22 protein-coding genes are annotated in these 21,633 nt (G+C 64.9%); 16 read left to right on the top strand and 6 right to left on the bottom strand.

Annotated elements, in window-relative coordinates; translation table 11 throughout:
- The 3 genes from RT424_RS00185 to mddA form a co-directional block, all read left to right on the top strand.
- A partial coding sequence (locus RT424_RS00185) for a hypothetical protein (protein WP_313433552.1) occupies positions 1-1,345 on the top strand: 1,345 nt, incomplete at its 5' end.
- 17 nt (positions 1,346-1,362) lie between these two features.
- The gene (locus tag RT424_RS00190) at positions 1,363-2,484 is read left to right on the top strand and encodes an acyltransferase (protein WP_313433553.1); all 1,122 of its coding nucleotides are present in this window, start codon (positions 1,363-1,365) and stop codon (positions 2,482-2,484) included.
- 158 nt (positions 2,485-2,642) lie between these two features.
- Positions 2,643-3,377: a methanethiol S-methyltransferase gene (gene mddA / locus RT424_RS00195; RefSeq protein ID WP_313433556.1), complete on the top strand. Its 735-nt coding sequence runs from the start codon at positions 2,643-2,645 to the stop codon at positions 3,375-3,377.
- A gap of 21 nt (positions 3,378-3,398) precedes the next feature.
- Here the strand turns inward: mddA and RT424_RS00200 are convergent, their stop codons facing one another.
- Entirely contained in the window at positions 3,399-3,776 is a 378-nt protein-coding gene (locus RT424_RS00200) for a VOC family protein (RefSeq protein ID WP_313433558.1), read from the bottom strand.
- Positions 3,777-4,096: 320 nt separating this feature from the next.
- Between RT424_RS00200 and RT424_RS00205 the strand changes: the two genes are divergently transcribed.
- From RT424_RS00205 to RT424_RS00240, 8 genes are all read left to right on the top strand, one after another.
- The gene (locus tag RT424_RS00205; protein WP_313433561.1) at positions 4,097-4,603 is read left to right on the top strand and encodes a hypothetical protein; all 507 of its coding nucleotides are present in this window, start codon (positions 4,097-4,099) and stop codon (positions 4,601-4,603) included.
- An 81-nt stretch (positions 4,604-4,684) separates the two neighbouring features.
- Positions 4,685-5,356 carry a hydrolase gene (locus RT424_RS00210; protein WP_313433563.1) on the top strand — a complete coding sequence of 224 codons (672 nt, stop codon included), beginning with the start codon at positions 4,685-4,687 and terminating at the stop codon, positions 5,354-5,356.
- A 111-nt stretch (positions 5,357-5,467) separates the two neighbouring features.
- Positions 5,468-6,304, top strand: coding sequence for an alpha/beta hydrolase (locus tag RT424_RS00215; protein WP_313433566.1), 837 nt, complete (start codon positions 5,468-5,470; stop codon positions 6,302-6,304).
- Positions 6,305-6,330: 26 nt separating this feature from the next.
- The gene (locus RT424_RS00220) at positions 6,331-6,603 is read left to right on the top strand and encodes a DUF1427 family protein (RefSeq protein WP_313433568.1); all 273 of its coding nucleotides are present in this window, start codon (positions 6,331-6,333) and stop codon (positions 6,601-6,603) included.
- 89 nt (positions 6,604-6,692) lie between these two features.
- Positions 6,693-8,537 carry an amidohydrolase gene (locus RT424_RS00225; RefSeq protein ID WP_313433571.1) on the top strand — a complete coding sequence of 615 codons (1,845 nt, stop codon included), beginning with the start codon at positions 6,693-6,695 and terminating at the stop codon, positions 8,535-8,537.
- A gap of 177 nt (positions 8,538-8,714) precedes the next feature.
- Positions 8,715-9,170 (top strand): DoxX family protein, encoded by a 456-nt coding sequence (locus RT424_RS00230; RefSeq protein ID WP_409521403.1) that lies wholly within the window; start codon positions 8,715-8,717, stop codon positions 9,168-9,170.
- A gap of 112 nt (positions 9,171-9,282) precedes the next feature.
- Positions 9,283-10,629, top strand: coding sequence for an alginate export family protein (locus tag RT424_RS00235; protein WP_313433573.1), 1,347 nt, complete (start codon positions 9,283-9,285; stop codon positions 10,627-10,629).
- Positions 10,630-10,732: 103 nt separating this feature from the next.
- The gene (locus RT424_RS00240) at positions 10,733-11,446 is read left to right on the top strand and encodes a YoaK family protein (RefSeq protein WP_313433576.1); all 714 of its coding nucleotides are present in this window, start codon (positions 10,733-10,735) and stop codon (positions 11,444-11,446) included.
- A 9-nt stretch (positions 11,447-11,455) separates the two neighbouring features.
- Here RT424_RS00240 and RT424_RS00245 read toward each other — a convergent pair whose 3' ends face one another.
- On the bottom strand, positions 11,456-12,337 hold the full coding sequence (locus RT424_RS00245) for a class I SAM-dependent methyltransferase (RefSeq protein ID WP_313433578.1): 882 nt from the start codon (positions 12,335-12,337) through the stop codon (positions 11,456-11,458).
- 168 nt (positions 12,338-12,505) lie between these two features.
- On the opposite strand from RT424_RS00245, the gene RT424_RS00250 reads away from it, so the two are divergent.
- The gene (locus RT424_RS00250) at positions 12,506-12,958 is read left to right on the top strand and encodes a tRNA (cytidine(34)-2'-O)-methyltransferase (RefSeq protein ID WP_313433580.1); all 453 of its coding nucleotides are present in this window, start codon (positions 12,506-12,508) and stop codon (positions 12,956-12,958) included.
- A 110-nt stretch (positions 12,959-13,068) separates the two neighbouring features.
- Positions 13,069-14,907, top strand: coding sequence for a DUF885 family protein (locus RT424_RS00255; RefSeq protein WP_313433582.1), 1,839 nt, complete (start codon positions 13,069-13,071; stop codon positions 14,905-14,907).
- Between the two features lie 67 nt (positions 14,908-14,974).
- On the opposite strand, the gene RT424_RS00260 is transcribed toward RT424_RS00255, so the two are convergent.
- Positions 14,975-16,087 (bottom strand): ThuA domain-containing protein, encoded by a 1,113-nt coding sequence (locus RT424_RS00260; protein WP_313433585.1) that lies wholly within the window; start codon positions 16,085-16,087, stop codon positions 14,975-14,977.
- A 123-nt stretch (positions 16,088-16,210) separates the two neighbouring features.
- On the opposite strand from RT424_RS00260, the gene RT424_RS00265 reads away from it, so the two are divergent.
- Positions 16,211-16,501: a UvrB/UvrC motif-containing protein gene (locus RT424_RS00265; protein ID WP_313433708.1), complete on the top strand. Its 291-nt coding sequence runs from the start codon at positions 16,211-16,213 to the stop codon at positions 16,499-16,501.
- On the top strand, positions 16,498-16,740 hold the full coding sequence (locus RT424_RS00270; protein ID WP_313433588.1) for a DUF3253 domain-containing protein: 243 nt from the start codon (positions 16,498-16,500) through the stop codon (positions 16,738-16,740). The genes RT424_RS00265 and RT424_RS00270 overlap by 4 nt, the downstream gene beginning before the upstream one ends.
- Here RT424_RS00270 and RT424_RS00275 read toward each other — a convergent pair whose 3' ends face one another.
- The gene (locus RT424_RS00275; protein ID WP_313433591.1) at positions 16,741-17,853 is read right to left on the bottom strand and encodes a zinc-binding dehydrogenase; all 1,113 of its coding nucleotides are present in this window, start codon (positions 17,851-17,853) and stop codon (positions 16,741-16,743) included.
- Between the two features lie 281 nt (positions 17,854-18,134).
- Between RT424_RS00275 and RT424_RS00280 the strand changes: the two genes are divergently transcribed.
- Complete coding sequence (locus tag RT424_RS00280; protein ID WP_313433593.1) at positions 18,135-19,343, top strand: MFS transporter; 1,209 nt, start codon at positions 18,135-18,137, stop codon at positions 19,341-19,343.
- Positions 19,344-19,524: 181 nt separating this feature from the next.
- Here RT424_RS00280 and RT424_RS00285 read toward each other — a convergent pair whose 3' ends face one another.
- A complete protein-coding gene (locus RT424_RS00285) occupies positions 19,525-20,529 on the bottom strand; it encodes an SMP-30/gluconolactonase/LRE family protein (protein ID WP_313433594.1) in 1,005 nt (334 codons plus the stop codon).
- Positions 20,526-21,629 (bottom strand): Gfo/Idh/MocA family protein, encoded by a 1,104-nt coding sequence (locus RT424_RS00290; protein WP_409521406.1) that lies wholly within the window; start codon positions 21,627-21,629, stop codon positions 20,526-20,528. The genes RT424_RS00285 and RT424_RS00290 overlap by 4 nt, the downstream gene beginning before the upstream one ends.
- Positions 21,630-21,633: the final 4 nt, after the last annotated feature.

Here is a 21,633-nt window from a genome sequence, read left to right on the forward strand (position 1 = left end):
CACCGGAGGCCTGACGCTCGTCGCGGCACCGATCGTGGCGCTGATCATCGTCGGCAAGGCATTTCTCGACCGTGACGGACCGGCCTCGTTCCTGACCCTTGCGCTCTTGCCGAACCGGTTGCTTTGCCTTTTCGCCTTCTGGATCGTCGTCACCGTCACCACGCTGTTCATGCCGCGCCTCTTCGCGGGAGACATCCTGGTGGTTCCGGTTCGCGGGATTCTAAGCACGCCTGCCCCCCTGCACCCCTCCACGCAGAACCTGTCTCAGTGGGTCTATATGACGATTTCGGTCTTTACCGTTTTCGCACTGGCCAGGTTGTTGCAGGCTTCCACGATGCGGCAACATGCGCTCCAGGCCATCTGCCTGGGCGCCGGCATCCTGATCGCAACGGGGTTGGTCGATTTTGCCAGCCAGTATGTTCCGCTAGGCCCCGTTCTCGCACCTTTCAGGACTGCCTCCTACGCGCTGGCCACCGAAGTCGAAGTGCTTGGATCCAAGCGCGTCGTCGGTCTCATGCCGGAAGCCTCCGCCTTCGGCAATTACTGCCTCGGCTTCCTGTGCGCCCTGCATTTCTATCGTCGCGCAATAGCGAACCGGACGTTGCGTGAACGCATCTGTCCCATACTGCTGGGCCTGCTGCTGATCCTTTGCTGGCAGTCGAAATCCTCGGCAACCTACGTAGGATTGGCGCTGTTCTTCGCGATGGCTGGACTGGAATGGCTTCTGCGAGCGAACATCGAACGAGGCGGCGTACCGATCTACAAGCAGGGCCTGCTCGGCGAATTGTCGGTTGTCATGATCGTATTGATCGCGATCATGCTGACCTTGCTCTTCAATCCCGGTCTGCTCGATCCGATCCTGGCCATGATTGACCGGATGGTGCTGCAGAAAACCTCGTCGCTCTCTTACGAGGAGCGCGGGATGTGGCGTGTGATCGCGCTTTCCAGCGTGTCCGAAAGCTACGGCTTCGGGATCGGACTGGGCAGCACCCGTTCGTCCAGCAGTCTTGTCGCGATCCTGAGCGCTTCGGGCATACTGGGTGCACTGCTTTTCTATGCCTTCGCGGCGCAGTCCTTCTTTCGATCTCCCCGATACGCAACGGTTGAATCCAGGATCGTCATGTCGGCTTTCCGGTTTTCCTATGTGCCGATGATCGCCGTGTCGCTGATGATAGCGGATGCCAATTTCGAACCGCTGACAGGCTTCGGGTTCGGCATTGCTGCCGCCCTGTCCATCGCCCTTTCCCGGCAAAGCAAGGAGGGCGCGGCATCCCTGCCGTCGCACACTCGGCCCGCCGGTTCCCGTAAGCTGCCTTTCAACGCCGCCTTCCAGCAGCCTTCCTGACGATTCGAGGCAATTCCATGGCATCTGCGCCCCATCACAATGAGCGTTACGAACTGCTGGATGAACTGCGTGGCATCGCCGCCCTCATCGTGCTGTTGTTTCATGTCGGCACGCGCACCGGTGCACCGGCAATCGCTGCCAACGGCTATCTGGCGGTCGATTTCTTCTTCATGTTGAGCGGCTTCGTCATCGCCCAGGCTTATGGCAAACGGCTTTCCAGCGGCATGAGCTTCACCGATTTCACCAGACGACGATTGGCGCGAATGATGCCGATCGTGTTGCTTGGCGTCTGCCTGGGTACTGCTTACGCGCTCACGCGCTGGTTCGCCGCGCCGTCGCGATCGGATAGTCTCGGCGGCATTCTCGCAAGTGCCGCGCTGAATGGCATGCTGATACCGAAATGGTGGCATGGCCAGGCGACCGGCTGGGAAGTCTTCCCGATCAACGGGCCGTTGTGGTCGCTTTTCTTCGAAGTGGTCATCAACCTCGCATGGGCCGGTCTGCTGGTATCAAAAAGACGTGCCTTTCTCGTCGCAGCGACCCTGGCGAGCATGATTGCCCTGATCCTGGTGGCCGGCCACTATCGCTCCATGGACCTCGGCTGGGACTTGCCCACATTGCCCGGCGGCCTGGCGCGGGTTTCCTTCGGCTTTCTGATCGGGCTGCTTATCCATGCCGTCCGCGATCGACTGCCCCGGCTCGGGAAAGGGGCCGCGTCGCTGTCCGTAGCCTTGATAGTTGCCGCGCTCGTACTGCCGCTGCACGCCGTTCCATGGCTTATCGGCTTGACGGTCATGGTCCTGCCAGCCGCCTTGATGCTGGCCGTGTGTGCCGGCCATCAGCGCCTCATCCCCGGCGCCGGCTTTCTTGGCGCGATCTCCTACTCCGTCTACGGCCTCCATGTGCCGTTCCTGGCGCTCTATTCGGGACTGGCGGAACGCGTGAGCGGCAGAAGCGAAGCCGGATTCGAAGCCTATCTGGTTGTGCCGGCGATCCTTGCCATCGCCGCACTAGCCACGCACTACTATGACGGCCCTGCCCAACGCCTCCTCCGTCGCTGGATCGGAGAGCAGCGCCAACCAACGCGCCTCGGCGAAACGTCGGGCCTGAACGCCTCACCGCAAAGCCGGCCGCAATAGGACGCCATGATGCCGCCGCTTAGAGAGCAGACCGGAAGGAGTAGTGCTTCCGGCCCATTGAAACGCACCGAAGAAAGTGATCTAATCCACAATACGCTGCTGGCTTCGGCCTTGCGAGCAGGCCCCGGCGGCACCGATTCCCACGATGGGAGCGTGCGATGCAGAAGGCAGCCTTTCTTCTCTACGCTGTTGCGGTTTACGTAGTGTTCCTGGCGACATTTCTCTATCTTGTAGGTTTCGTCGGCGGCTTCGCCGGACTGCCGCTGACGGTTGACCAAGGACCGCGCAGTCCGCTGGCCGTCGCACTGACCTTCGACATCGCGCTGATCGCCCTGTTCGGCGCCCAACACAGCATCATGGCCCGGCAAGGCTTCAAGCGGAAATGGACCCGGATCGTCCCTCCGGCGATAGAGCGCAGCACATATGTGCTCTTCGCAAGCCTCGCTCTCATAACGCTGTTCCTGTGCTGGCGACCGATCGGCGCCGTGCTCTGGGAAATTTCGAGCCCGGCCGGAAAAGCATTGATCTGGGGTCTCTTCGCGGCCGGCTGGGTGATCGTTCTGACAAGCACTTTTCTGATCGACCATTTCGAACTTTTCGGCCTGCGCCAGGCTTGGCAGCACGCACGCGGGTCTCGGCCCGCCGCGCCGCGTCTGCGGCAACCGCTGTTCTACAAGGTCGTGCGTCACCCCCTCTATTCGGGGTTCTTCCTGGCCTTCTGGGCCACGCCTCGCATGACAGTTGGTCATTTGGTGCTGGCGCTGGGACTTTCAGTCTACATGCTGATCGCGATCACGTACGAGGAACGCGATCTGGTGAACCTGTTCGGCGCCGATTACGAGGGCTACCGAGGCCGAACCGGAAAATTGTTCCCGCGCATCCACAAACGATAGCACGCCGCCTGGGCGGACCGATCACGTGCCCGCAAAAGTGAGCGCTTCGATCTTGTTCCCGTCCGGATCGCGCACAAAGGCGGCGTAGTAGTGCGGGTCGTACTGCTCCCGGATGCCGGGCTCGCCATCGGCGCCGCCGCCCTGCGCCAGTGCCACCCGAAAGAACGCATCGACGGCTCCACGCGTCTCGACCTCGAACGCGACGTGCACCCCATTTCCCGGTGACGGCGCTGTGCCGTCTGCCGGGATGTTGAGGCTGAATACCGTGATCCCGGCACCGTAACCCACCGCGTCCGCCACATCCAGCGTGCGACAAAGCCCCAGTTCACGCATGACCGGGTCGTAGAAGGCGCGAGCGCGGGCGAGATCGGCGGTGCCAAGCGAGACATGGTGCAACATCTCCGGGGAACGGACACTGAAGCATCCGGTTCCCTTTACGATCCGCTTTGGCGCATCTCCAGGATGACCTCGATCTAGCCCGTGTGGACGATCCGGTAGACGGCCAGGGGCGTCTCAATCCGGGTGGATGGAGTGGTTGGGATCATTGTCGTGCTGCAACCGATTTCAGCGACAGCTCGATGCATTTTTGTGTGTAATAAGCATCATAACCACAGACGATTATGCGTTCAGCACTTCTGAATGACGCAATTGCCTTCTAGAAAAATCCGATGCTTTCTCCCGCCACGCGCGCACGAATCTATCGCTTCGGCAACTTCGCAATGGCGCTGCCGCAGCAAACGCTCACGCTTGATGGTGACGGCGTGACGCTGGGCGGCAGGGCCTCCGGCCTGCCTGTGCTGGCCACGCCCCTGCAAGTCTCGCCAGACGCATCGGGAAGCACGCCCTGGCTGCCCATCGACGGTGCGCGCGACCGTGCAACGCGCGCTCGCGAGATGCTCGACGAAGCCGGATGGCCGGGCGGCTACAATGAAGATCGCCTGCATCGTCTGCCGCCGATCCTGATCCTGACGGCGGAAAGTAGATCCCTTCCGCCGGGGCGCGGAACACTTCGCACGGCGATTGCTGGCGGCGGAACGGGACGTCAGCGCCATGCGCACGATCGGCAGCATTCACGATTTCGTCTGGCTGCCGGATCTTCTCGACGCACGCTGCACGAATCCGGCCCACGCGCCGATGAGGATGCACCTGCTGTCCGCCAACCTTTTCGCTCTCGCCGGCACGGCGAGCCTGCGAGAACTTCTAATATCAAGAACGATATCATCTGATTTATCGGGATTTCTGGAAACCGATCGTCCGGCTAATTCTCATTCCACAAGATCGACACCACAAACCAAAGGGACTGACCAATGACCATCACCGCCGCACCGACCGCCACTGCAACCCCCGGCAAGTCGCTGCTTTCACCTGACAATCATGCCCTTGTCCTGATCGACTTCCAGTCGCAGATGGCCTTCGCCACCAAGTCGATCTCGGCCGAACTGCTGCGCAACAATGCCGCGCTGATCTCTCGCGGCGCCAAGTCGTTCAACGTTCCCACCATCCTTACCACGGTTGCCGAAAAGAGCTTTTCCGGCCCGATGTTCGACGAGATCACCGAAGCGTTTCCGGGACAGGAACTGCTGGATCGCACCAGCATGAACACCTGGGAAGATGATGCGGTCATCTGCGAAATCAACCGCATCGCCAAGCCGCGCATCGTCTTTGCGGGCCTGTGGACCTCGGTCTGCATCGTCGGTCCGGTCGCTTCCGCCATCGACCAGGGCTTCGAGGCCTACGTCATCACCGACGCCTGCGGCGACATCTCGACCGAAGCGCATGAGCGCGCCGTAGAGCGCATGATCCAGCTGGGCGCCGTGCCGATGACCTCGCTTCAGTACCTGCTCGAACTCCAGCGCGACTGGGCCCGCACCGAAACTTACGACAGCACCACCGGAATCGCCAAGAAGTGGGGCGGAGCCTACGGTATCGGCATCAATTACGCGAAGACCATGTTCGGCGCGTCCGAGGGCGGCCATTGATCTGAAGCTCGGGACCGGGAGCCTCAACCTCCCCAACCGGCCCTCGCCAGAGACTTCCGGTCCCCACCATTTCTAGTCGACACATCACACATACATCGAAGGATCAGCATCATGGGTTACGTAACCACCAAGGACGGCGTTGAAATCTTCTACAAGGACTGGGGTCCGAAGGATGCGCAGCCGATCGTCTTCCACCACGGCTGGCCGCTCTCTTCCGACGACTGGGACGCCCAGATGCTGTTCTTCCTGTCCAAGGGCTATCGCGTCGTCGCCCATGATCGCCGTGGCCATGGCCGCTCCGAACAGGTCAGCGAAGGCCACGACATGGCCCATTACGCCGCCGACGCCTCCGCCGTTGCCGAGCACCTCGACCTGCGCAATGCCGTCCACATCGGCCACTCGACCGGCGGCGGCGAAGTCGCGGCTTATGTCGCCCGCTACGGCATCCCGCAGGGCCGCGTCGCCAAGGCCGTGCTGGTCAGCGCCGTGCCGCCGATCATGATCTCCACCGATCGCTACCCGGACGGCGTTCCCCTCGAAGTATTCGACGGTTTCCGCGCCACCCTTGCCGCCAATCGCGCGCAGTTCTTCCGCGACGTGGCAGCCGGCCCGTTCTACGGCTTCAACCGCGAGGGCGCCGACGTGTCCGTACCGGTGATCGACAACTGGTGGCGTCAGGGCATGATGGGCAGCGCCAAGGCGCATTACGAAGGCATCAAGGCTTTCTCCGAAACCGACCAGACCGACGATCTGAAGGCAATCACCGTGCCCACTCTCGTCCTGCACGGCGATGACGACCAGGTCGTACCCTACAAGCACGCCGCGCTGCTCCAGACCGAAATCCTGCCGAATGCCACGCTCAAGATCTACGAGGGCTATCCCCACGGCATGCTGACCACCCACGCCGAAGTCATCAACCCCGACCTGCTCGCCTTCGTGCAGGCCTGATCCAAGACGCCGAGGAGAGCCAAACCATGAAAGCCTACCTTCTCTCGATCGCCGCCGGGTTGCTGGTGGGCGTGGTCTACTCTCTCCTCGGCGTCCGTTCGCCGGCACCGCCGATGATTGCCCTGCTGGGCCTGCTCGGCATCCTGCTCGGCGAGCAGATCGTACCGCTGGCGAAGAAGATGTGGGCGCACGAGGAAGTCTCCCAGTTCGTCCAGACTGATTGCCGCAAGCATGTTCTGGGAAGACTTCCGGGGGACAAGTTCCCCTGCCGCACTTCCGAAGACAAGGCCCAGGCGTGATTAGCCGCCGCCAGACGCTTGCAGGCGCGGCCGCCACTTCGCTCCTGCCCTCGCTTTTTATGCAAACTGCCCGTTCCAAGGAAGCCGCCATGACCGACACCATCATCGTCAACGCCAAGATCACCACGCTCGATCGCGAGAACCCGCAGGCCGAAGCCGTGGCGATCCGCGACGGCAAGTTCCTGACGGTGGGCAGCGAAGCCGAAGTGCGCGCCGCCGCGCCCGAGGCTGCGGTGATCGACGCGAAGGGCCACCGCCTGATCCCCGGCCTGATCGACAGCCACATGCACATCATCCGCGGCGGGCTGAACTTCAACATGGAACTGCGCTGGGACGGCGTGACCTCGCTTTCCGAAGCGATGGCGATGCTGAAGAAGCAGGTCGATAACACCCCCGCCCCGCAGTGGGTGCGCGTGGTCGGCGGTTTCACCGAGCACCAGTTCGCCGAAAAGCGCCTGCCGACCATTCAGGAACTGAACGCGGTCGCCCCCGACACGCCGGTGTTCATCCTCCACCTCTACGACCGGGCCCTGCTGAATGCCGCCGCGCTGCGCGTGGTGGGCTATACCAAGGACACCCCGAACCCGCCGGGCGGCGAGATCGTCCGCGATGCGCAGGGCAATCCCACCGGCCTGCTGCTGGCGCATCCCAACGCCACGATCCTCTATTCGACGCTGGCCAAGGGGCCGAAGCTGCCGCCCGAATACCAGCTCAATTCCACCCGCCACTTCATGCGCGAAGTCAACGCGCTGGGCGTGACCGGCGTGATCGATGCGGGCGGCGGGGCACAGAACTATCCCGACGACTACGAGATCATCGAGAAGCTGCACGCCGATGACCAGCTGACCGTGCGCATCAGCTACAACCTGTTCACCCAGAAGCCCAAGGAGGAACTGGCCGATTTCCAGGGCTGGGCCAAGCAGGTCAAGCCCGGCCAGGGCGACGATACCTACCGCCACAACGGCGCGGGCGAGATGCTCGTCTATTCCGCCGCCGACTTCGAAGACTTCCGCCAGCCCCGCCCCGACATGGCACCCGAGATGGAAGGCGACCTGGAGCCGGTCATCCGCCTGCTCGCCGAAAACCGCTGGCCCTGGCGTCTCCACGCCACTTACGACGAGACCATCGGCCGCGCGCTCGACGTCTACGAAAAGGTCAACCGCGACATCCCGCTCGAAGGCATCAACTGGTTCTTCGACCATGCCGAGACGATCAGCGACCGCAACATAGACCGCATCGCCGCACTGGGCGGCGGCATCGCCGTGCAGCACCGCATGGCCTACCAGGGTGAATACTTCGTCGAGCGCTATGGCGCCAAGGCGGCCGAGCGCACCCCGCCCATCGCCCGCATGATCGCCGCCGGCATTCCGGTGGGCGGCGGCACCGACGCCACCCGCGTCGCCAGCTACAATCCCTGGGTCTCGCTTTCTTGGCTGGTCACCGGACGCACCGTGGGCGGCCTCTCGCTCTATCGCGGCGACAACCGCGTCAGCCGCGAGAAGGCGCTGCGCATGTGGACTCATGAGAACACCTGGTTCTCCTCCGAAGTGGGCAAGAAGGGCCAGATCAAGGCCGGTCAGCTGGCCGATCTCGCGCTGCTCTCCGACGACTACTTCAGCGTGCCCGACAACGAGATCGTCCATATCCGTTCGATCCTGACCCTGCTCGGCGGCAAGGTGGTCCATGGCGACGGCGATTTCCGGCCGCTCGCGCCCGAACTGCCCCGCGCCATGCCGGACTGGTCGCCGGTCGCGACGTTCGGCGGCTATTACCAGACGCCCGAAGCCAAGCAGAAGCTGGCCTCTGCCTGCGGCTGCGCCAGCGGTTGCGGCGTTCACGGCCACGATCACGCCGCCGCGCTGGGCGCCAATGTTCCCGCCGCCGATGTGCAGACCTTCTGGGGCGCGCTCGGCTGCGGCTGCTGGGCCGTATGATCGTTCGGTAACCAGCCGTCGTCCCGGACTTGATCCGGGACCGCTGGCGGTGAACGGCCCATGCTTCGGCAAGACTCTTTACTGCAACGGTAGCACCTAAAGACCGCCAGCGGTCCCGGATCAAGTCCGGGACGACGCGGAAACTCGCCCTCCAAAGACGTGCCAAAGGAGCCTCTGATGAAGCGCCCTGCCTTCCTTTCCGCCGCGGCCATGTCCGGCACGCCCAAATTCGTCGCATCGGTGCTGGACTTCGCGCCGATACGCTTCTTCGCCCGACTCCTGTTGGTAAGCGCCTATCTGGTCGGCGGGCTCGCCAAGCTCACCGACTGGCCGGGCGCGGTGGCGGAACAGGCCCACTTCGGCCTGACCCCGCCAGCGCTCTGGGCCGGGCTGACCATCGCGGTCGAACTGGTCGGCCCGCTACTGGTCCTCTCGAACCGTCTCGTCTGGCTGGGCGCGGGCATGCTGGGAGTGTTCACCTTCTTCGCCGCGCTGGTCGCCAATGCCTTCTGGGCCATGCCCGCCGGACCGGAGCGCTTCGCCGCCACCAACGCCTTCTTCGAACACATGGCCCTCGTCGGCGGCTTCGTGCTGGTTGCCATCCTGGCGCGCAAAGAGAAGACCGTTGCGTAATTTCGTCGTCCCGGACTTGATCCGGGACCGGTGTCCGCCTTTAGGCGCGTGCTCGCGAGCGGGGCGCAGCCCGGCCAGCGGTCCCGGATCAAGTCCGGGACGACGGGCCGCCTTGCTTACCTTCGTCCTCGCCGCCGTGCTGCCCACCTTCGCCAAGGCCGACCCCACCGAAGCCTGGCAGGCCCCGACCCTCTCGATCACCCGCTACGACGAGGACTGGTCGGACCTTGCCGATGCCGAAAAGCGCGACCACCACTGGACCGGCCCGTTCAAGTACGTGCCGCTTGGCGACGACGCCTGGCTCTCCACCGGCATCGAATTGCGCGCGCGCAACGAGAACCTGGAGAACAACCTCTGGGGCGCCGCCGAAGCGCCGGACGACAGCTATCTCTGGCTGCGCGCCCTGCCTTACGCCGATCTTCATCTGGGCAAGCTGCGCGCCTTCGTCCAACCCATCGCCTCGACCTCGATCGGCGTCGCCCCCGCGCCCGGCCCGGTCGACGGCAGCGGCCTCGACCTGCTGCAAGGCTTCGCCGAGGCCGATTTCGGGCCGGTGACGCTGCGGGCCGGACGGCAGATGCTCTCGCTCGGCACCGAGCGACTGATCGGCACCCGCTACGGCCCCAACGTGCCGCTCGCCTTCGACGGTCTGCGCGCCGACGTGAAGCTGGGCGCGGCCACGGTGAGCCTGCTGGCCGTCAAGCCCGTGCAGGCCCGCAAGGGCGACTTCAACGATCGCACCTCGCCCGACAAGGCGCTGTGGGGCGCCTATGCCGCCATGCCGAACCTCGACCTCTACTATCTCGGCTATCGCAACGAGGCCGCCCATTGGGGCACCCGCGAAGGCACCGAAACCCGCCACAGCCTGGGCGCGCGCTGGCACGGCAAACGCGACGACTGGCGCTGGAACGTCGAAGGCGTCTACCAGTTCGGCCGCTTTGCGGATGGCCCGATCTCGGCCTGGACGCTGGGCACCGAACTCGGCCGCGCCTTCCCCGACGCGCCCTTGGCGCCCAACCTCACGATGCGCGTCAACCTGGTGAGCGGAGACAGGCACGAGGCTGACAACCGCGTGGGCACGTTCAACGCACTGTTCCCCAAGGGCAAGTACTTCGGCGAACTCTCGCCGGTCGGCCCCTACAACATCGTCAACGCCTACTCCTCGCTCGGCCTGCAACTGACGCCCGATGTCTCGGCCAGCCTCGCCGCCATGGCCTATTGGCGTTACTCGCGCGAGGACGGCATCTACGACATTCCGGGGAACCTGATCCGTGACGCCGGAGACAGCCGCGCCCGGTTCGTCGGCAAGGAAGTGGAAGCCACGCTGGCCTGGCAGGCAACGCCTGAGCTCGAACTCTCAGCCTCGCTGTCCGCCTTCGCGCCGGGCACCTTCATCAAGCAGACCGGCACCGCCCGCACCATCCGCATGCTGGGCCTGGAAAGCAACTTCCGGTTCTGACATCATTCAACTTACTGGAACAGATCGATCCATCTTATTCGGATATCTACCAAGTCCGCTGCCCCCTAGACCATCGGCATCCCCCAACACCGGAAAGACCGACATGACCGCCAAAGCCCCCGGCAACGCCAATGCCCCGATCAGCTCCAGCCTCCCGCTGCTGCTCCTGCTGCTCTCCGCCACGACCGGCCTCGTCGATGCTGCATCGGTGCTTGGCCTCGGCAAGGTCTTTACCGCGAACATGACCGGCAACGTCGTGTTCCTGGGTTTCGCGGCAGCGGGAACGCCGGGCTTCAAGGTGATACCGGCGGTCATGGCCCTGGTCGCCTTCATGGTCGGCGCCTGGGGTGCCGGGCGGCTCGCCCGCGCGCATACCGATCTGCCGCTGCGACGCTGGCTGATCCGCGCCGCCGTGGCCGAAGCCGGGCTGTTGTGGATCGCCGCCGCCATCTCGACGAAGATCGATATCGCAGCGCAGGCGCCGGAGCTCGCGGTGCTCTCGGTCATCGTCCTCACCGGCTTCGCTATGGGACTGCGCAACGCCACCGTTCGCGCACTGAAAGTGCCCGATCTGACCACCACCGTGCTCACCCTGACCATCACCGGCATCGCCGCCGACCAGGTTGCCGGCCGTTCGCCCAACTTCCTGCGCCGCTCCGCCGCGGTGCTGTCCATCTTCACCGGCGCGGCCGTGGGCGCGATGCTGCTGCTCCATGTCGGCCTTGCTGTGCCGCTCGTCCTCGCCGGAGCCGTGGTGCTGGGCGCCACCCTGCTCCTCACCCGCAATCCCGCATCGGCACTGCCGCACCGGCCCTAGGGGATCAGCCTAGCGCTCGATCGTCACGCGCAGATAAGTCGCCGGGATCACCGTGCTACCGGCGTCCCCCCGGTTCTCGGCTTCGAACAGCGCTTCGAGCTCGCCCTGAAGCTCTGCCTCCCGCCCATCGCGCCGCGCTGCCTCGAACGCATTCATCGTCGGCCCGTAAAAGTCGCGAAAAACCGCCAGGAAGGCATGCGGCGGGCCGGAAAAGCGGAACGTGTAAGTGGCCCTTTCGCAGCCGATGCGTTCGGGCGGGATACCGGCGGCGACGAACCGTTCGCGCGCGGTTTCTTCCTGTCCCCAACTGACCGGGCTCACGAAGCCCTCCGGCGGGGGCGGCATGTAGGCGGCGCAGATCCTGAGCACTCCCGCGACAAGCGTGGGATCGCCGGGAATCCAGTTGCCCATCACGATCCGCCCGCCCGGCCGGCAGACCCGCACCATCTCGGCGGCGACATCGTGCGGGCGGGGGGCGAACATCGCCCCGAACATGCTCACCACCAGATCGAAGCGCGCATCCTCAATCCCGACCAGCGCGCTGGCGTCACCCTCGACGAAGCGTAAGTCGGCCAGTCCCGCCTCGCGCGCGCGTCGATTGCCCGCGGCCACAAGATTGGACGCGATATCGACGCCAAGGACTCGCGCTCCGCGACGGGCGGCAGGCAAGGCCGTCGTCCCATCTCCGCAACCGAGATCGAGAACCTCCATTCCCGCCGTGGGGGCGATCCACGCGACCAGTTCGTCGCCGCTCTGGCGCATGGTTTCGGCAAGTCTCGTGAAATCGCCTTTTTCCCACAAGGCCTTGTTCGCGTTTACCGGGGCGCTAGCGGGGGCGCCGTCAGAGGTGCTTCCCGCGCCCGGCTCATTACTGGCCGCATCCTGTTCCATCATAGATCTCCCATGCCGGATCATTTCTAGGCGGGGCAATCATACTCCATCCGGAAAGCATCCACCCGATCTCTTCGGGACAGATCCATCCGATCACTTGGGCTTCCTTCTATTCCAGGACAGGGAACCGGGCTTGCATCCAGGGCGCGGCAACGCCAATCAGGCGCCATGCGTATTGCCCTGTTCGAACCCGAAATCGCCGGAAACGTCGGCGCCGTCCTGCGCCTTGGCGCCTGTTTCGGCGCCACCATCGACCTGATCGAGCCCCTGGGGTTCGCATGGGACGATCGCCGCGTGCGCCGTACGGCGATGGACTATATCGATCACGTAACCATTGCCCGCCATGCCGATTTCCAGGCTTTTCAGGCGACCGTGGGCGAGAGCCGCCTGGTGTTGTTCACCACGAAAAGCAGTGAATCGGCTTACGAATTCGCGTTCCGGGCCGACGACATTCTGCTGTTCGGCAAGGAAAGCGCCGGCATTCCCCAAGAGATCGCGGAGACTTGCGATGCCCGCATACGCATTCCGATGCGCCCCGAGGTGCGTTCGATGAACCTCGCGACGTCTGCGGCACTGGCGCTGGGCGAAGCGCTGCGACAGACGGACAGCCTGCCGCGATAACCACCTGACCTGTGGGACGCGGCGACGCACCACAAGTCGCGTTCTCCGGCTCCATTGCATTCCACCGGCACAATGGCATAGGTCTAGACTAAACCATTGTCGGAGCTGCCATGATCGACCGTCGCCACTTCCTTGCTTCCGCATCGATGGGGGCTGCCGTGGCCGCCGCCGGCCCTGCCTTCGCCGGCGTATCTGGCGCACGAAAGGCCCAAGGGGCGGGCGATCCCGCGCTCGCGGCCTTCATGGACAAGTATTTCGACACCCAGGTCGATGCCTCGCCCGAAACGGCGACGCAGCTGGGCCTGGATACCGGCGCCCGCGCGGCGCTGAAATCCCGCCTCACCGTCCCGACGCGGGAGCGTGAGGAGCAGGACCGGGCCCGCACCCGCGCCGCCCGCGCCGAACTGGGCACCCTGAACAGGGCCGGGATGAGCACGCAGGATGGCATCTATTACGATACGATCGCGGCCAATCTCGACGGCGTCATCAGGACTTTCGCCATCCCTTACGGACAGGGCGGCTGGCCGCAGGTCTACCGGGTCAGCCAGGGCGGCGGCGCCTATCTGAATACGGCCGACTTCCTGGACAACCAGCACACCATCAAGACCGCCGCGGATGCCGAGGCCTATGTCTCGCGCGTTTCCGACTTCGCCGATGTGCTTGCCGCCGAAACGGACCGGATGCGCGAGGATTTCGGCCTAGGCGTCATCCCGCCGGACTTCATCCTGAACAAGACCATCGGCCTCCAGGCCGGAATGCTCGGTACGGCGGCGGGACAGTCCACGCTGGTCCAGTCGATCACGCGGCGCACCCATGAAATGTCGATCCCCGGCGACTGGGGCGCGCGTGTGGAAAAGCTGGTTTCCGATCGCGTCTATCCGGCGCTCCAGCGCCAGAACGATGCCCTGAAGGCGGTCCTGCCGAAGGCGGGCCATGATGCCTCGGTATCCCGGCTTCCCCAGGGTGCGCAGTATTACGCGAACAGCCTGAACTACATCACCACCACGCGGCTTTCCGCCGACGAAATCCACCGTATCGGGCTTGAGCAGGTTGCCGACCTCACTGCCCGCTCCGACGCGCTGCTGAAGAAGCAGGGCATGTCTCAGGGGACCGTGGGCGAACGCATGGCCTCGCTGACCGCCAACCCGGCGAACGTCTATCCCAATACCGATGCCGCCAAGACCGAACTGATCGCGCATCTGAACGAGCAGATGGCCGCGATGCAGGCCCTGCTGCCGAAGGCGTTCGGCCGCCTGCCCAAGTCGGGCGTAGAGATCAAGCGGGTGCCGCCCGAAATCCAGGAAGGCGCGTCGCAGGGCTACTACAATTCGCCCAGCCTGGATGGAACGCGCCCGGGGATCTACTGGATCAACCTGACCGATACGGCCAACTGGCCGAAGTTCGGCCTGCCCACCCTCACTTATCATGAGGCCATTCCCGGCCATCACCTGCAGATCGCGCTCCAGCAGGAAAGCGCCGCCGCACCCAAGCTGATGAACCTGATGTTCTTCTCCAGCTACGGCGAAGGCTGGGGCCTCTATGCGGAACAGCTTGCCGACGAACTGGGCGCTTACGACAACGACCCGCTGGGCCGGGTGGGCTTCTACCAGAGCCTGCTGTTCCGGGCCGTGCGCCTGGTGGTCGATACCGGCATTCACGCCAAGGGGTGGAGCCGCGAACAGGCGATCCGCTACTTCATCGACAACACCGGCCGGGCCGAAGGCGGCGCCACCTCGGAAATCGAGCGGTACTGCTCATGGCCGGGCCAGGCCTGCGCGTACAAGGTGGGGCACAACGAATGGCTTCGCCTGCGCGAAAAGGCGAAGGCCGCGCTCGGCCCGCGCTTCGATATCCGGAACTTCCACGATACCGCCCTGGCCGGCGGCGGCATGCCGCTGACAGTGCTGGAACGCGTGGTGGACAACTGGATTCTGTCGCAGAAGTCCTAAGGCCAAGACCCTCGGCCTGACCGCGCGCCCGGCGCAGTCAGGCCGTCAGTGCAACCGTAATTGCTGCTTAAGGGCAGGCCTTTCGGTCTTCCGCCGCCCAGGCGATGGCGGTTTCCAGTAGGGTGACATATTCGGGCCGGCTGTAGGTTTCGGGCCGATGGCCGATCGCCGAATAGAACATCCGCCCCTTGCCGATGCAATTCGTCCAGGCCAGCGGATGATCGCCCATCCGCAAGTCCACGCTCATCGGGCCGACCGGGCTGTAGGTGCTCTCGTCAAGGCTCAGGACCACCTTTGCACCCGCCTTGCGCGGATTGGTGCTGAAGGAATACCATTCATCGGTCATGCGCCACTCCGCCGGAAGTCCGGCGGCAAGCGGGCTGGCAATATCCACCGCGATGCGCGCTTCCTGGTACTGCGGGTTCATCGGATGGCCCTTGAAACGGGCGCCGATCAGCGTGTCGGCATACCAGTCCCAGAAATAGGACGGATCGCCGGCAGTTCCGTGAACGCCCACGAAGCCGCCGCCACGCTCCAGGAACCGCTGGAAGGCGGCGCGTTGCGAAAGGGTGAGCACGTCGCCGCTGACGTTATTCCAGATCACGGCATCGAACTGCCCCAGCGTCGCCGCATTGAAGGCCCCGCCCTTGTCGGTGGTCACCAGATCCCAGCCCTTGCGCTCCGCCATCGCGACGAACGCGGCATGGGCGGCTTCTACGGAGGGGCCGTCGCGGAACCCGTTGATCTTCTCGAACACCAGTATGTGGCGCTTGCCGGGCTTGAGCGTGAACACCGGCACGTCGTTGTCATAGCGGGCGCACCGGGCCGACCGGTCCGCGTCGGTAACGGGAAGCTTCCGCAACCGGGCATCGACATCGGCCAGGGCATTGGCCTTCAGCCCCGTGAACATCGAAGCCGAACGCAGCGACAGGATCGCCGCGAAACTGGGCGGTGTCGTTCCCGCAAAACGCGCCGGCACCTTGTCCAGCGTGGAGCCCGCCGTCGCTTCCACGACCGCTTTGGCAGCGGGGCTGAGAAGAATGTCGATCAGCGGCGATTCGGCGGAAAAGGGCGCGTCTCGCAACGGGCAATCGGTTACCGGTTTGGCCATCGCGGGAAAGCTTGCCAGCACCCCGATCACCAAAGCCCCAGCCGCGATCAGCGGCGCACACTTGCGCATCAGATTCTCCCTCCCATGACTATATTTACGCGGCACGATAAGCAGGTCGGAGGGAAAAGGCCATGCACGTCGGCAAGGATCGGTATCACAGTAACCGGAGGGCGCCTGGTGCGTTTGGCGATGATGACCGAAACGATCCGGGCCTTGCAGGAGAAGATGGAAGCGGCCGTCCGCGCGCTCGATTTCGAGGAAGCGAAGCGCTGCCGCGACCGGATCAACCTGCTGCGGGGCGGGGCGACGGAAGTGGATGCGGAAACAGCCGACATGTCGGGCCTCGCCCGCCAGAAACCGGGCGCCATGGGCCTCGGGACCAACCACCAGCGCAGGACACCGCCTCCGGGCTGGACACCGCCGCCCAAGCCCGATCCGATGACGAAGGGCCGATCCGCGCCGCGCGGGCCGCGCCGGAAATGACCGCCGACGCGCGGAACACGATCCTGGAACTCCTGGCCGCCCGCAGGCCGGATGAAACGATCTGCCCCAGCGAAGCGGCGCGCGCCATGGCTTCACCCGAAAGCTGGCGCAGCGGCATGCCGGCCATCCATGCCGCCGTAGACCGCCTGCTCGCCGAGGGACTTGTCGAATTGAGCTGGAAGGGTCAGCCGCTGGCGGCAAGGACCGGCCCTTACCGCATCAGGCGCTCGAACTCCTAGCTATCCCCTGGTCGGATCGATCAGGAACTTCTCGCCCGTCGCCTTGCGCTCGTAGGCGCGCAGCACGTCGGGATCGAGCGCCTCGGCCAGGCCGATCACCCGCGTGTAACGGCTGGCGAAGGTCGTCTTCAATTCTGCGACCACGCGCGCGCGCAACCTTGCGGCGACCTCGGGGCCGGCCTTCTGGAGAAACGGGAACAGCAGCCATCCGGACACGCTCCACTGGAAACCGAACGCCATGCGATCCAGCGTGGTCGGTGACATGTCCAGCGCGCCATAGATGTAGAGTTCCTTGAGCACGGTGGAGCCATAGCGGCTGTACTCGGCCGAAGCCTTGACCGAGGCGCGCTCGATGGCCCGCAGGATGTCGCTGCCCAGCGTACCCCCGCCGATGGCATCGAACGCGATCGTCGCCCCGGTCTGCTCGACCGCGCTCGCAAGGTTTTCCGCGAAGTCCGTGTCCTTGCTGTTCAGGACGTGGGTCGTGCCGATGCGCCGAAGGATTTCGGCCTGTTCCTCCGAGCGGACGATGTTCACCAGCGCGATCCCGTCGGCAAGGCAGATCCTCTGGAGCATCTGGCCCAGATTCGATGCGGCGGCGGTGTGCACGATCGCCTTGTGCCCCCCTTGCCGGGCCGTCTCCACGAAGCCCAGCGCCGTAAGCGGATTGACGAACATCGCGGCGCCATCGGCCGCCGTCGCGTCCTCCGGCAAGGGAACCGCATCGGCCGCACGGATGCGGCGATAGTCGGCGTACATGGCGCCGCCGATCATGCCGACGCGCCGACCCTGGAGATGCGCCACCGCCTTGCCCGCCGCCACGACCGTGCCTGCGCCTTCATTGCCCACCGGCATCGACTGCCCCGCCCGACCGGCGACGGAACCCAGGCGCGCCTGCGGGATATCGAAAGAAAGGCCACCCGCCTCCTCGCGAAGACTCTGGAGATCCGCCGGGCCGATCAGCAGCCCGATGTCGCTGGGATTGATCGGCGCCGCTTCCACCCGCACCACGATCTCGTCATCGGCGGGATCATCGATGCGCACGGTTTCCAGGGAGAGGCGGAGCCGCCCGTCCTGCACCGTCGATCTCAGCTCACGTCCTTCTAAACCCATGCTCATCTCCAATGCCGCTGCGGGCGGGTGGCCCGCTGCCACAAACATAGGACGCACCCTCTGCGTCGCAAGCCTCGGCGGACAACCTTTCGGCCATTCCCGCACTTTACGGAACGGAAATGCCATATCGCCCCGGCGGCTGCCGCCCTGCTTGATGCATGATGCATTCCGGGCCAGCTTCGAGCGGTAAGTCGGACAGGTGCGCACAGCGCCGTTCCGATGGGGGGCCAAGCGGCAACAGCGCTGCCCCCGGAAACGGAAGCGCTTCGGGAGAGCATGGAATGCCGGCCTACCTTCAGGAACTGCGGGCACAATGGCGCCCCCTGCTGGCGGCGATCATCGGCCTGAGTTCAGGCTATTCGATCACCAATTACATAACCAGCATCATGGCGCCGCATCTCCTTCGCGAGTTCGGGTGGTCCAAGGCGGACTTCGCGGCGGTAGGCAGCCTTACGCTGGTTTGCGTGCTGGTATTCCCCTTCATCGGGCGGTTGACCGACGTGGTGGGCGTGAAGCGCACCGCCTTCATCGGGGTCGTGGCCTGCCCGCTCGGCTATGGGCTGCTCAGCCGCATGAACGGGGATATCCGCGTCTACATCGCCCTGTTCGTGGCGATGGGGCTCATCTGCATAACCACCACCGCAACCGTCTACAGCCGGGCCGTGGTACAACACGTCGTCCATGCGCGCGGCGTGGCGCTGGCCATCGTGGCATCCGGCCCGGCGGCCATGGGTGTTGTCGCCGCCCCGCTGCTCAACCAGTACGTCGAGGCGAACGGCTGGCGATCGGGCTACATGCTCGTCGCCGTGGTATCCGCGCTGCTGGGCGGCCTGGCGCTGCTGCTGATGCCGTCCGAGCGGCACCCCGCAGGAACCGACAAGCCCAAGCGGTCGGCGCGGAAGGACTATCCGGTCATTTTCAGCAGCCGCGCCTTCTGGATTCTCGCCGGCGCCATGCTGTTCTGCAATCTTCCGCAGATCATCGCCCTTTCGCAGCTCAACCTCGTCCTGCTCGACAAGGGCATCGAAACCGGCAGCATCGCCGTGATGATCTCGGCTTTCGCCTCGGGCACGCTGGCGGGCCGCTTCGCCTGTGGACTCGCGCTGGATCGACTGCCGGCCCATCTGGTCGCCTTCGTGGCCATGGCCCTGTCATCCGTCGGGCTGTTCCTGATGGCCTCATCCTTGTCCTCGCCCATGATCGTGGCGATGAGCGTGGTGATGATCGGGCTCACTTTCGGCGCGGAGGGCGACCTCATCAGCTTCCTCGTCGCGCGGGCGTTCGGTGTGCAGGTCTACAGCTCGGTCATGGGCATGATGACCGCGATCATTGCCGGAGCCGCATCGCTGGGCGCGATCATGCTGAGCTTCATCTTGCGCGGGGGCGGCAGTTTCGCGCCGTTCCTGGCGCTATGCGGCGTCACGGTGCTGCTGGGTGCGGTCCTGCTGCTGTTCATGCCGAACCGTCCGGTGGAAGTGGCGGCGGGTTAGAAAGTCTGTTTGAAAATTCACCGCAGGCGAATTTCGCGGCACCGGCCCCCTATATTCCTCAGGCGCCCCCACCCTACCACCCAACGGTAGTATCCTGCGGGTGGTAGGGTGGGGGCGCCTGAGAAATACGGTGGGCCGGTGCCGCTCTAAAAATGCCCTTCAGGCATTTTTCAAACGATCTCTAAGACTCCAGCTGGATCGCGGCGAGCATGTCGGACGATGTCATGAACAGCGTCCGCCCGCCTTCCCCGATGGCGCAGTTGGCAACGGCCTTGCCGGTCTCTACCACCCCGAGCACGCGCCCGTCCGCGTCACAGCCGTGGACCCCGCCCGGCCCCGTCGCGAAGACGTTACCACGCGCATCCACCTTGATGCCGTCGGGCAGACCCGGACGGCCCGCCGCATGTTCGGCGCGCAGGTCCAGGAACCGCCGCCGTTCGCCCGGCATGCCCTTGGCATCCAGCGCATAGGCCAGCACTTCCGGTTGCGCTTCGTCCGAGAGGGACAAGTAGAGCGTGCGCTCGTCCGGCGAAAGCGCGACGCCGTTGGGCCGACGATGGCTCTTGTCCAGCAGGTCCAGCTTCCCGTCCGGAGAAAGCCGATAGAGGCCGCACCACGGCACTTCCCGCAGTGTCGATCCGTCTCCGTCCGCCAACCCGTATGTCGGATCGGTGAAGTAGATGGCGCCGGACTTCGCCACGCAGAGGTCGTTGGGGCTGTTCAGGCGCTTGCCCTCGAAGCGATCGACCAGCACGTCCCGGCGCCGGGTTTCCAGGTCTATGCGCACGATCGCGCGTGATCCGCTGTCCGCCCCGATCAACCTGCCGCGCGCATCCAGGGCAATGCCGTTGAGGCCGGGCTCGCGTATGCTCGCAGGCACCGGCGTCCGGAGCCCCGAGGGGCGCAGGAACACTTCGACGCCCTTGGCGGCCGTCCAGCGATGCACCGTATTGCTGGGCGGATCGCCGAACAGCAGCGCATTCTGGGCCGGAACCCACACCGGTCCTTCCGCCCAGCGAAAGCCCGAGGCCAGGCGACGAACCGAGGCAGCGGGCGCCACGATGCGGTCGAACGCGGGATCGAGGCGGCGTACGGCGCCGAACCCGGGATCCGTCGCCGCCATTCCCGCCGCCTCCAGCAAAGGGGCGACGGCGAGGCCGGCCAGCACCGCGCGGCGGCCGATCATGCCTTCAGCTCGACATGGCGACGTTCCGCTGCGGATCGATAGATCGCCTCGATCAGGCGCATATCGGCCAAGCCTTCCTCGCCCGGCACGATCGGAGTGGCTCCGGTGAGCACGCACTCGGCCAGATGGTCGAGCTGTCCAACGAACTGGTTGCGCGCGGGTTCGGGCAGAGTGCGGGGCGTGGTGACGTTGTCCTTGCGAATGGTCATGGCCTGGCCGGTGTAGGGCGTGGCAGGCTCCAAGGCGATCCAGCCTTGCGTGCCGATCACCCGATAGCCGTTGTGCGCCGAACTGTAGCTGGAGATGCAGTTGGCCTGGATGCCCGAAGGGAAGCGCAGCACGAAGCTGACGCGATCTTCCACGGTGCGGAAGCGCGGATCGGAACGGTCGGTCGATTCCACCGCGCTGACCTCGGCGGGTTCCTCGCCCGTGAGATAGCGCGCGGCGTTGAGGCTGTAGATGCCGATGTCCATCATCGAGCCGCCGCCCGACAGCGCTTTATCCAGCCGCCACTGATCGGGCTTGATGGGGAAGCCGTGCTCGGCCGTGACAAGCCGGGTTGGGCCGACATGGCCGCCCCGCGCCAGTTCTATCGCCAATCGGTTGTAAGGCTCGAACCGCGAGCGATAGCCGATCATCAGCTTCTTCCCGGCCTTGCGGCTGGCCGCGATCATCGCCTGGCATTCCGCCACCGAGGTCGCCATCGGTTTCTCGCAAAGGACATGCTTGCCCGCCTGCGCCGCGCGAATGCTGTATTCGGCGTGGAGACTATTGGGCAGGACGATGTAGACGGCGTCGATATCCGGATTGTCGCGGATCGTGTCGAACTGGTCGTAACTGTAGCGGTGACTGGCGGGAATGCCGTACTGCGCGCCGTATTGCTCCAGCTTTGCGGGCGTTCCGCTCACCAGCGCGACGAGACGCGAATGTTCGCATCCCGCGAAGTTCGGCATGATCTGCCGGGTGGCATAGTATCCCAGGCCGACGACCGCGTATCCGATCTTGCGCGTGCTGGCATGGCTCTGCCCCGCGAGTCCGGGCGCCAAGCCCAGAGCCGCGACCCCCGCGCCGATCCCAAGCACCTCGCGCCGTGTTCCTATCGCC

It is taken from the genome of Novosphingobium sp., from assembly GCF_032093395.1.
In the GTDB taxonomy this organism is placed as follows: domain Bacteria; phylum Pseudomonadota; class Alphaproteobacteria; order Sphingomonadales; family Sphingomonadaceae; genus Novosphingobium.

Coding starts and splice junctions, on each gene's coding strand:
- RT424_RS00270 (WP_313433588.1), top strand. CDS start 16,498: ATGACCGCCGACGCGCGGAACACGATCCTGGAACTCCTGGCCGCCCGC.
- RT424_RS00205 (WP_313433561.1), top strand. CDS start 4,097: ATGGCGCTGCCGCAGCAAACGCTCACGCTTGATGGTGACGGCGTGACG.
- RT424_RS00200 (WP_313433558.1), bottom strand. CDS start 3,776: ATGTTGCACCATGTCTCGCTTGGCACCGCCGATCTCGCCCGCGCTCGC.
- RT424_RS00255 (WP_313433582.1), top strand. CDS start 13,069: ATGATCGACCGTCGCCACTTCCTTGCTTCCGCATCGATGGGGGCTGCC.
- RT424_RS00190 (WP_313433553.1), top strand. CDS start 1,363: ATGGCATCTGCGCCCCATCACAATGAGCGTTACGAACTGCTGGATGAA.
- RT424_RS00225 (WP_313433571.1), top strand. CDS start 6,693: ATGACCGACACCATCATCGTCAACGCCAAGATCACCACGCTCGATCGC.
- RT424_RS00220 (WP_313433568.1), top strand. CDS start 6,331: ATGAAAGCCTACCTTCTCTCGATCGCCGCCGGGTTGCTGGTGGGCGTG.
- RT424_RS00250 (WP_313433580.1), top strand. CDS start 12,506: ATGCGTATTGCCCTGTTCGAACCCGAAATCGCCGGAAACGTCGGCGCC.
- mddA (WP_313433556.1), top strand. CDS start 2,643: ATGCAGAAGGCAGCCTTTCTTCTCTACGCTGTTGCGGTTTACGTAGTG.
- RT424_RS00285 (WP_313433594.1), bottom strand. CDS start 20,529: ATGATCGGCCGCCGCGCGGTGCTGGCCGGCCTCGCCGTCGCCCCTTTG.
- RT424_RS00210 (WP_313433563.1), top strand. CDS start 4,685: ATGACCATCACCGCCGCACCGACCGCCACTGCAACCCCCGGCAAGTCG.
- RT424_RS00240 (WP_313433576.1), top strand. CDS start 10,733: ATGACCGCCAAAGCCCCCGGCAACGCCAATGCCCCGATCAGCTCCAGC.
- RT424_RS00230 (WP_409521403.1), top strand. CDS start 8,715: ATGAAGCGCCCTGCCTTCCTTTCCGCCGCGGCCATGTCCGGCACGCCC.
- RT424_RS00275 (WP_313433591.1), bottom strand. CDS start 17,853: ATGGGTTTAGAAGGACGTGAGCTGAGATCGACGGTGCAGGACGGGCGG.
- RT424_RS00245 (WP_313433578.1), bottom strand. CDS start 12,337: ATGGAACAGGATGCGGCCAGTAATGAGCCGGGCGCGGGAAGCACCTCT.
- RT424_RS00260 (WP_313433585.1), bottom strand. CDS start 16,087: ATGCGCAAGTGTGCGCCGCTGATCGCGGCTGGGGCTTTGGTGATCGGG.
- RT424_RS00265 (WP_313433708.1), top strand. CDS start 16,211: ATGACCGAAACGATCCGGGCCTTGCAGGAGAAGATGGAAGCGGCCGTC.
- RT424_RS00280 (WP_313433593.1), top strand. CDS start 18,135: ATGCCGGCCTACCTTCAGGAACTGCGGGCACAATGGCGCCCCCTGCTG.
- RT424_RS00215 (WP_313433566.1), top strand. CDS start 5,468: ATGGGTTACGTAACCACCAAGGACGGCGTTGAAATCTTCTACAAGGAC.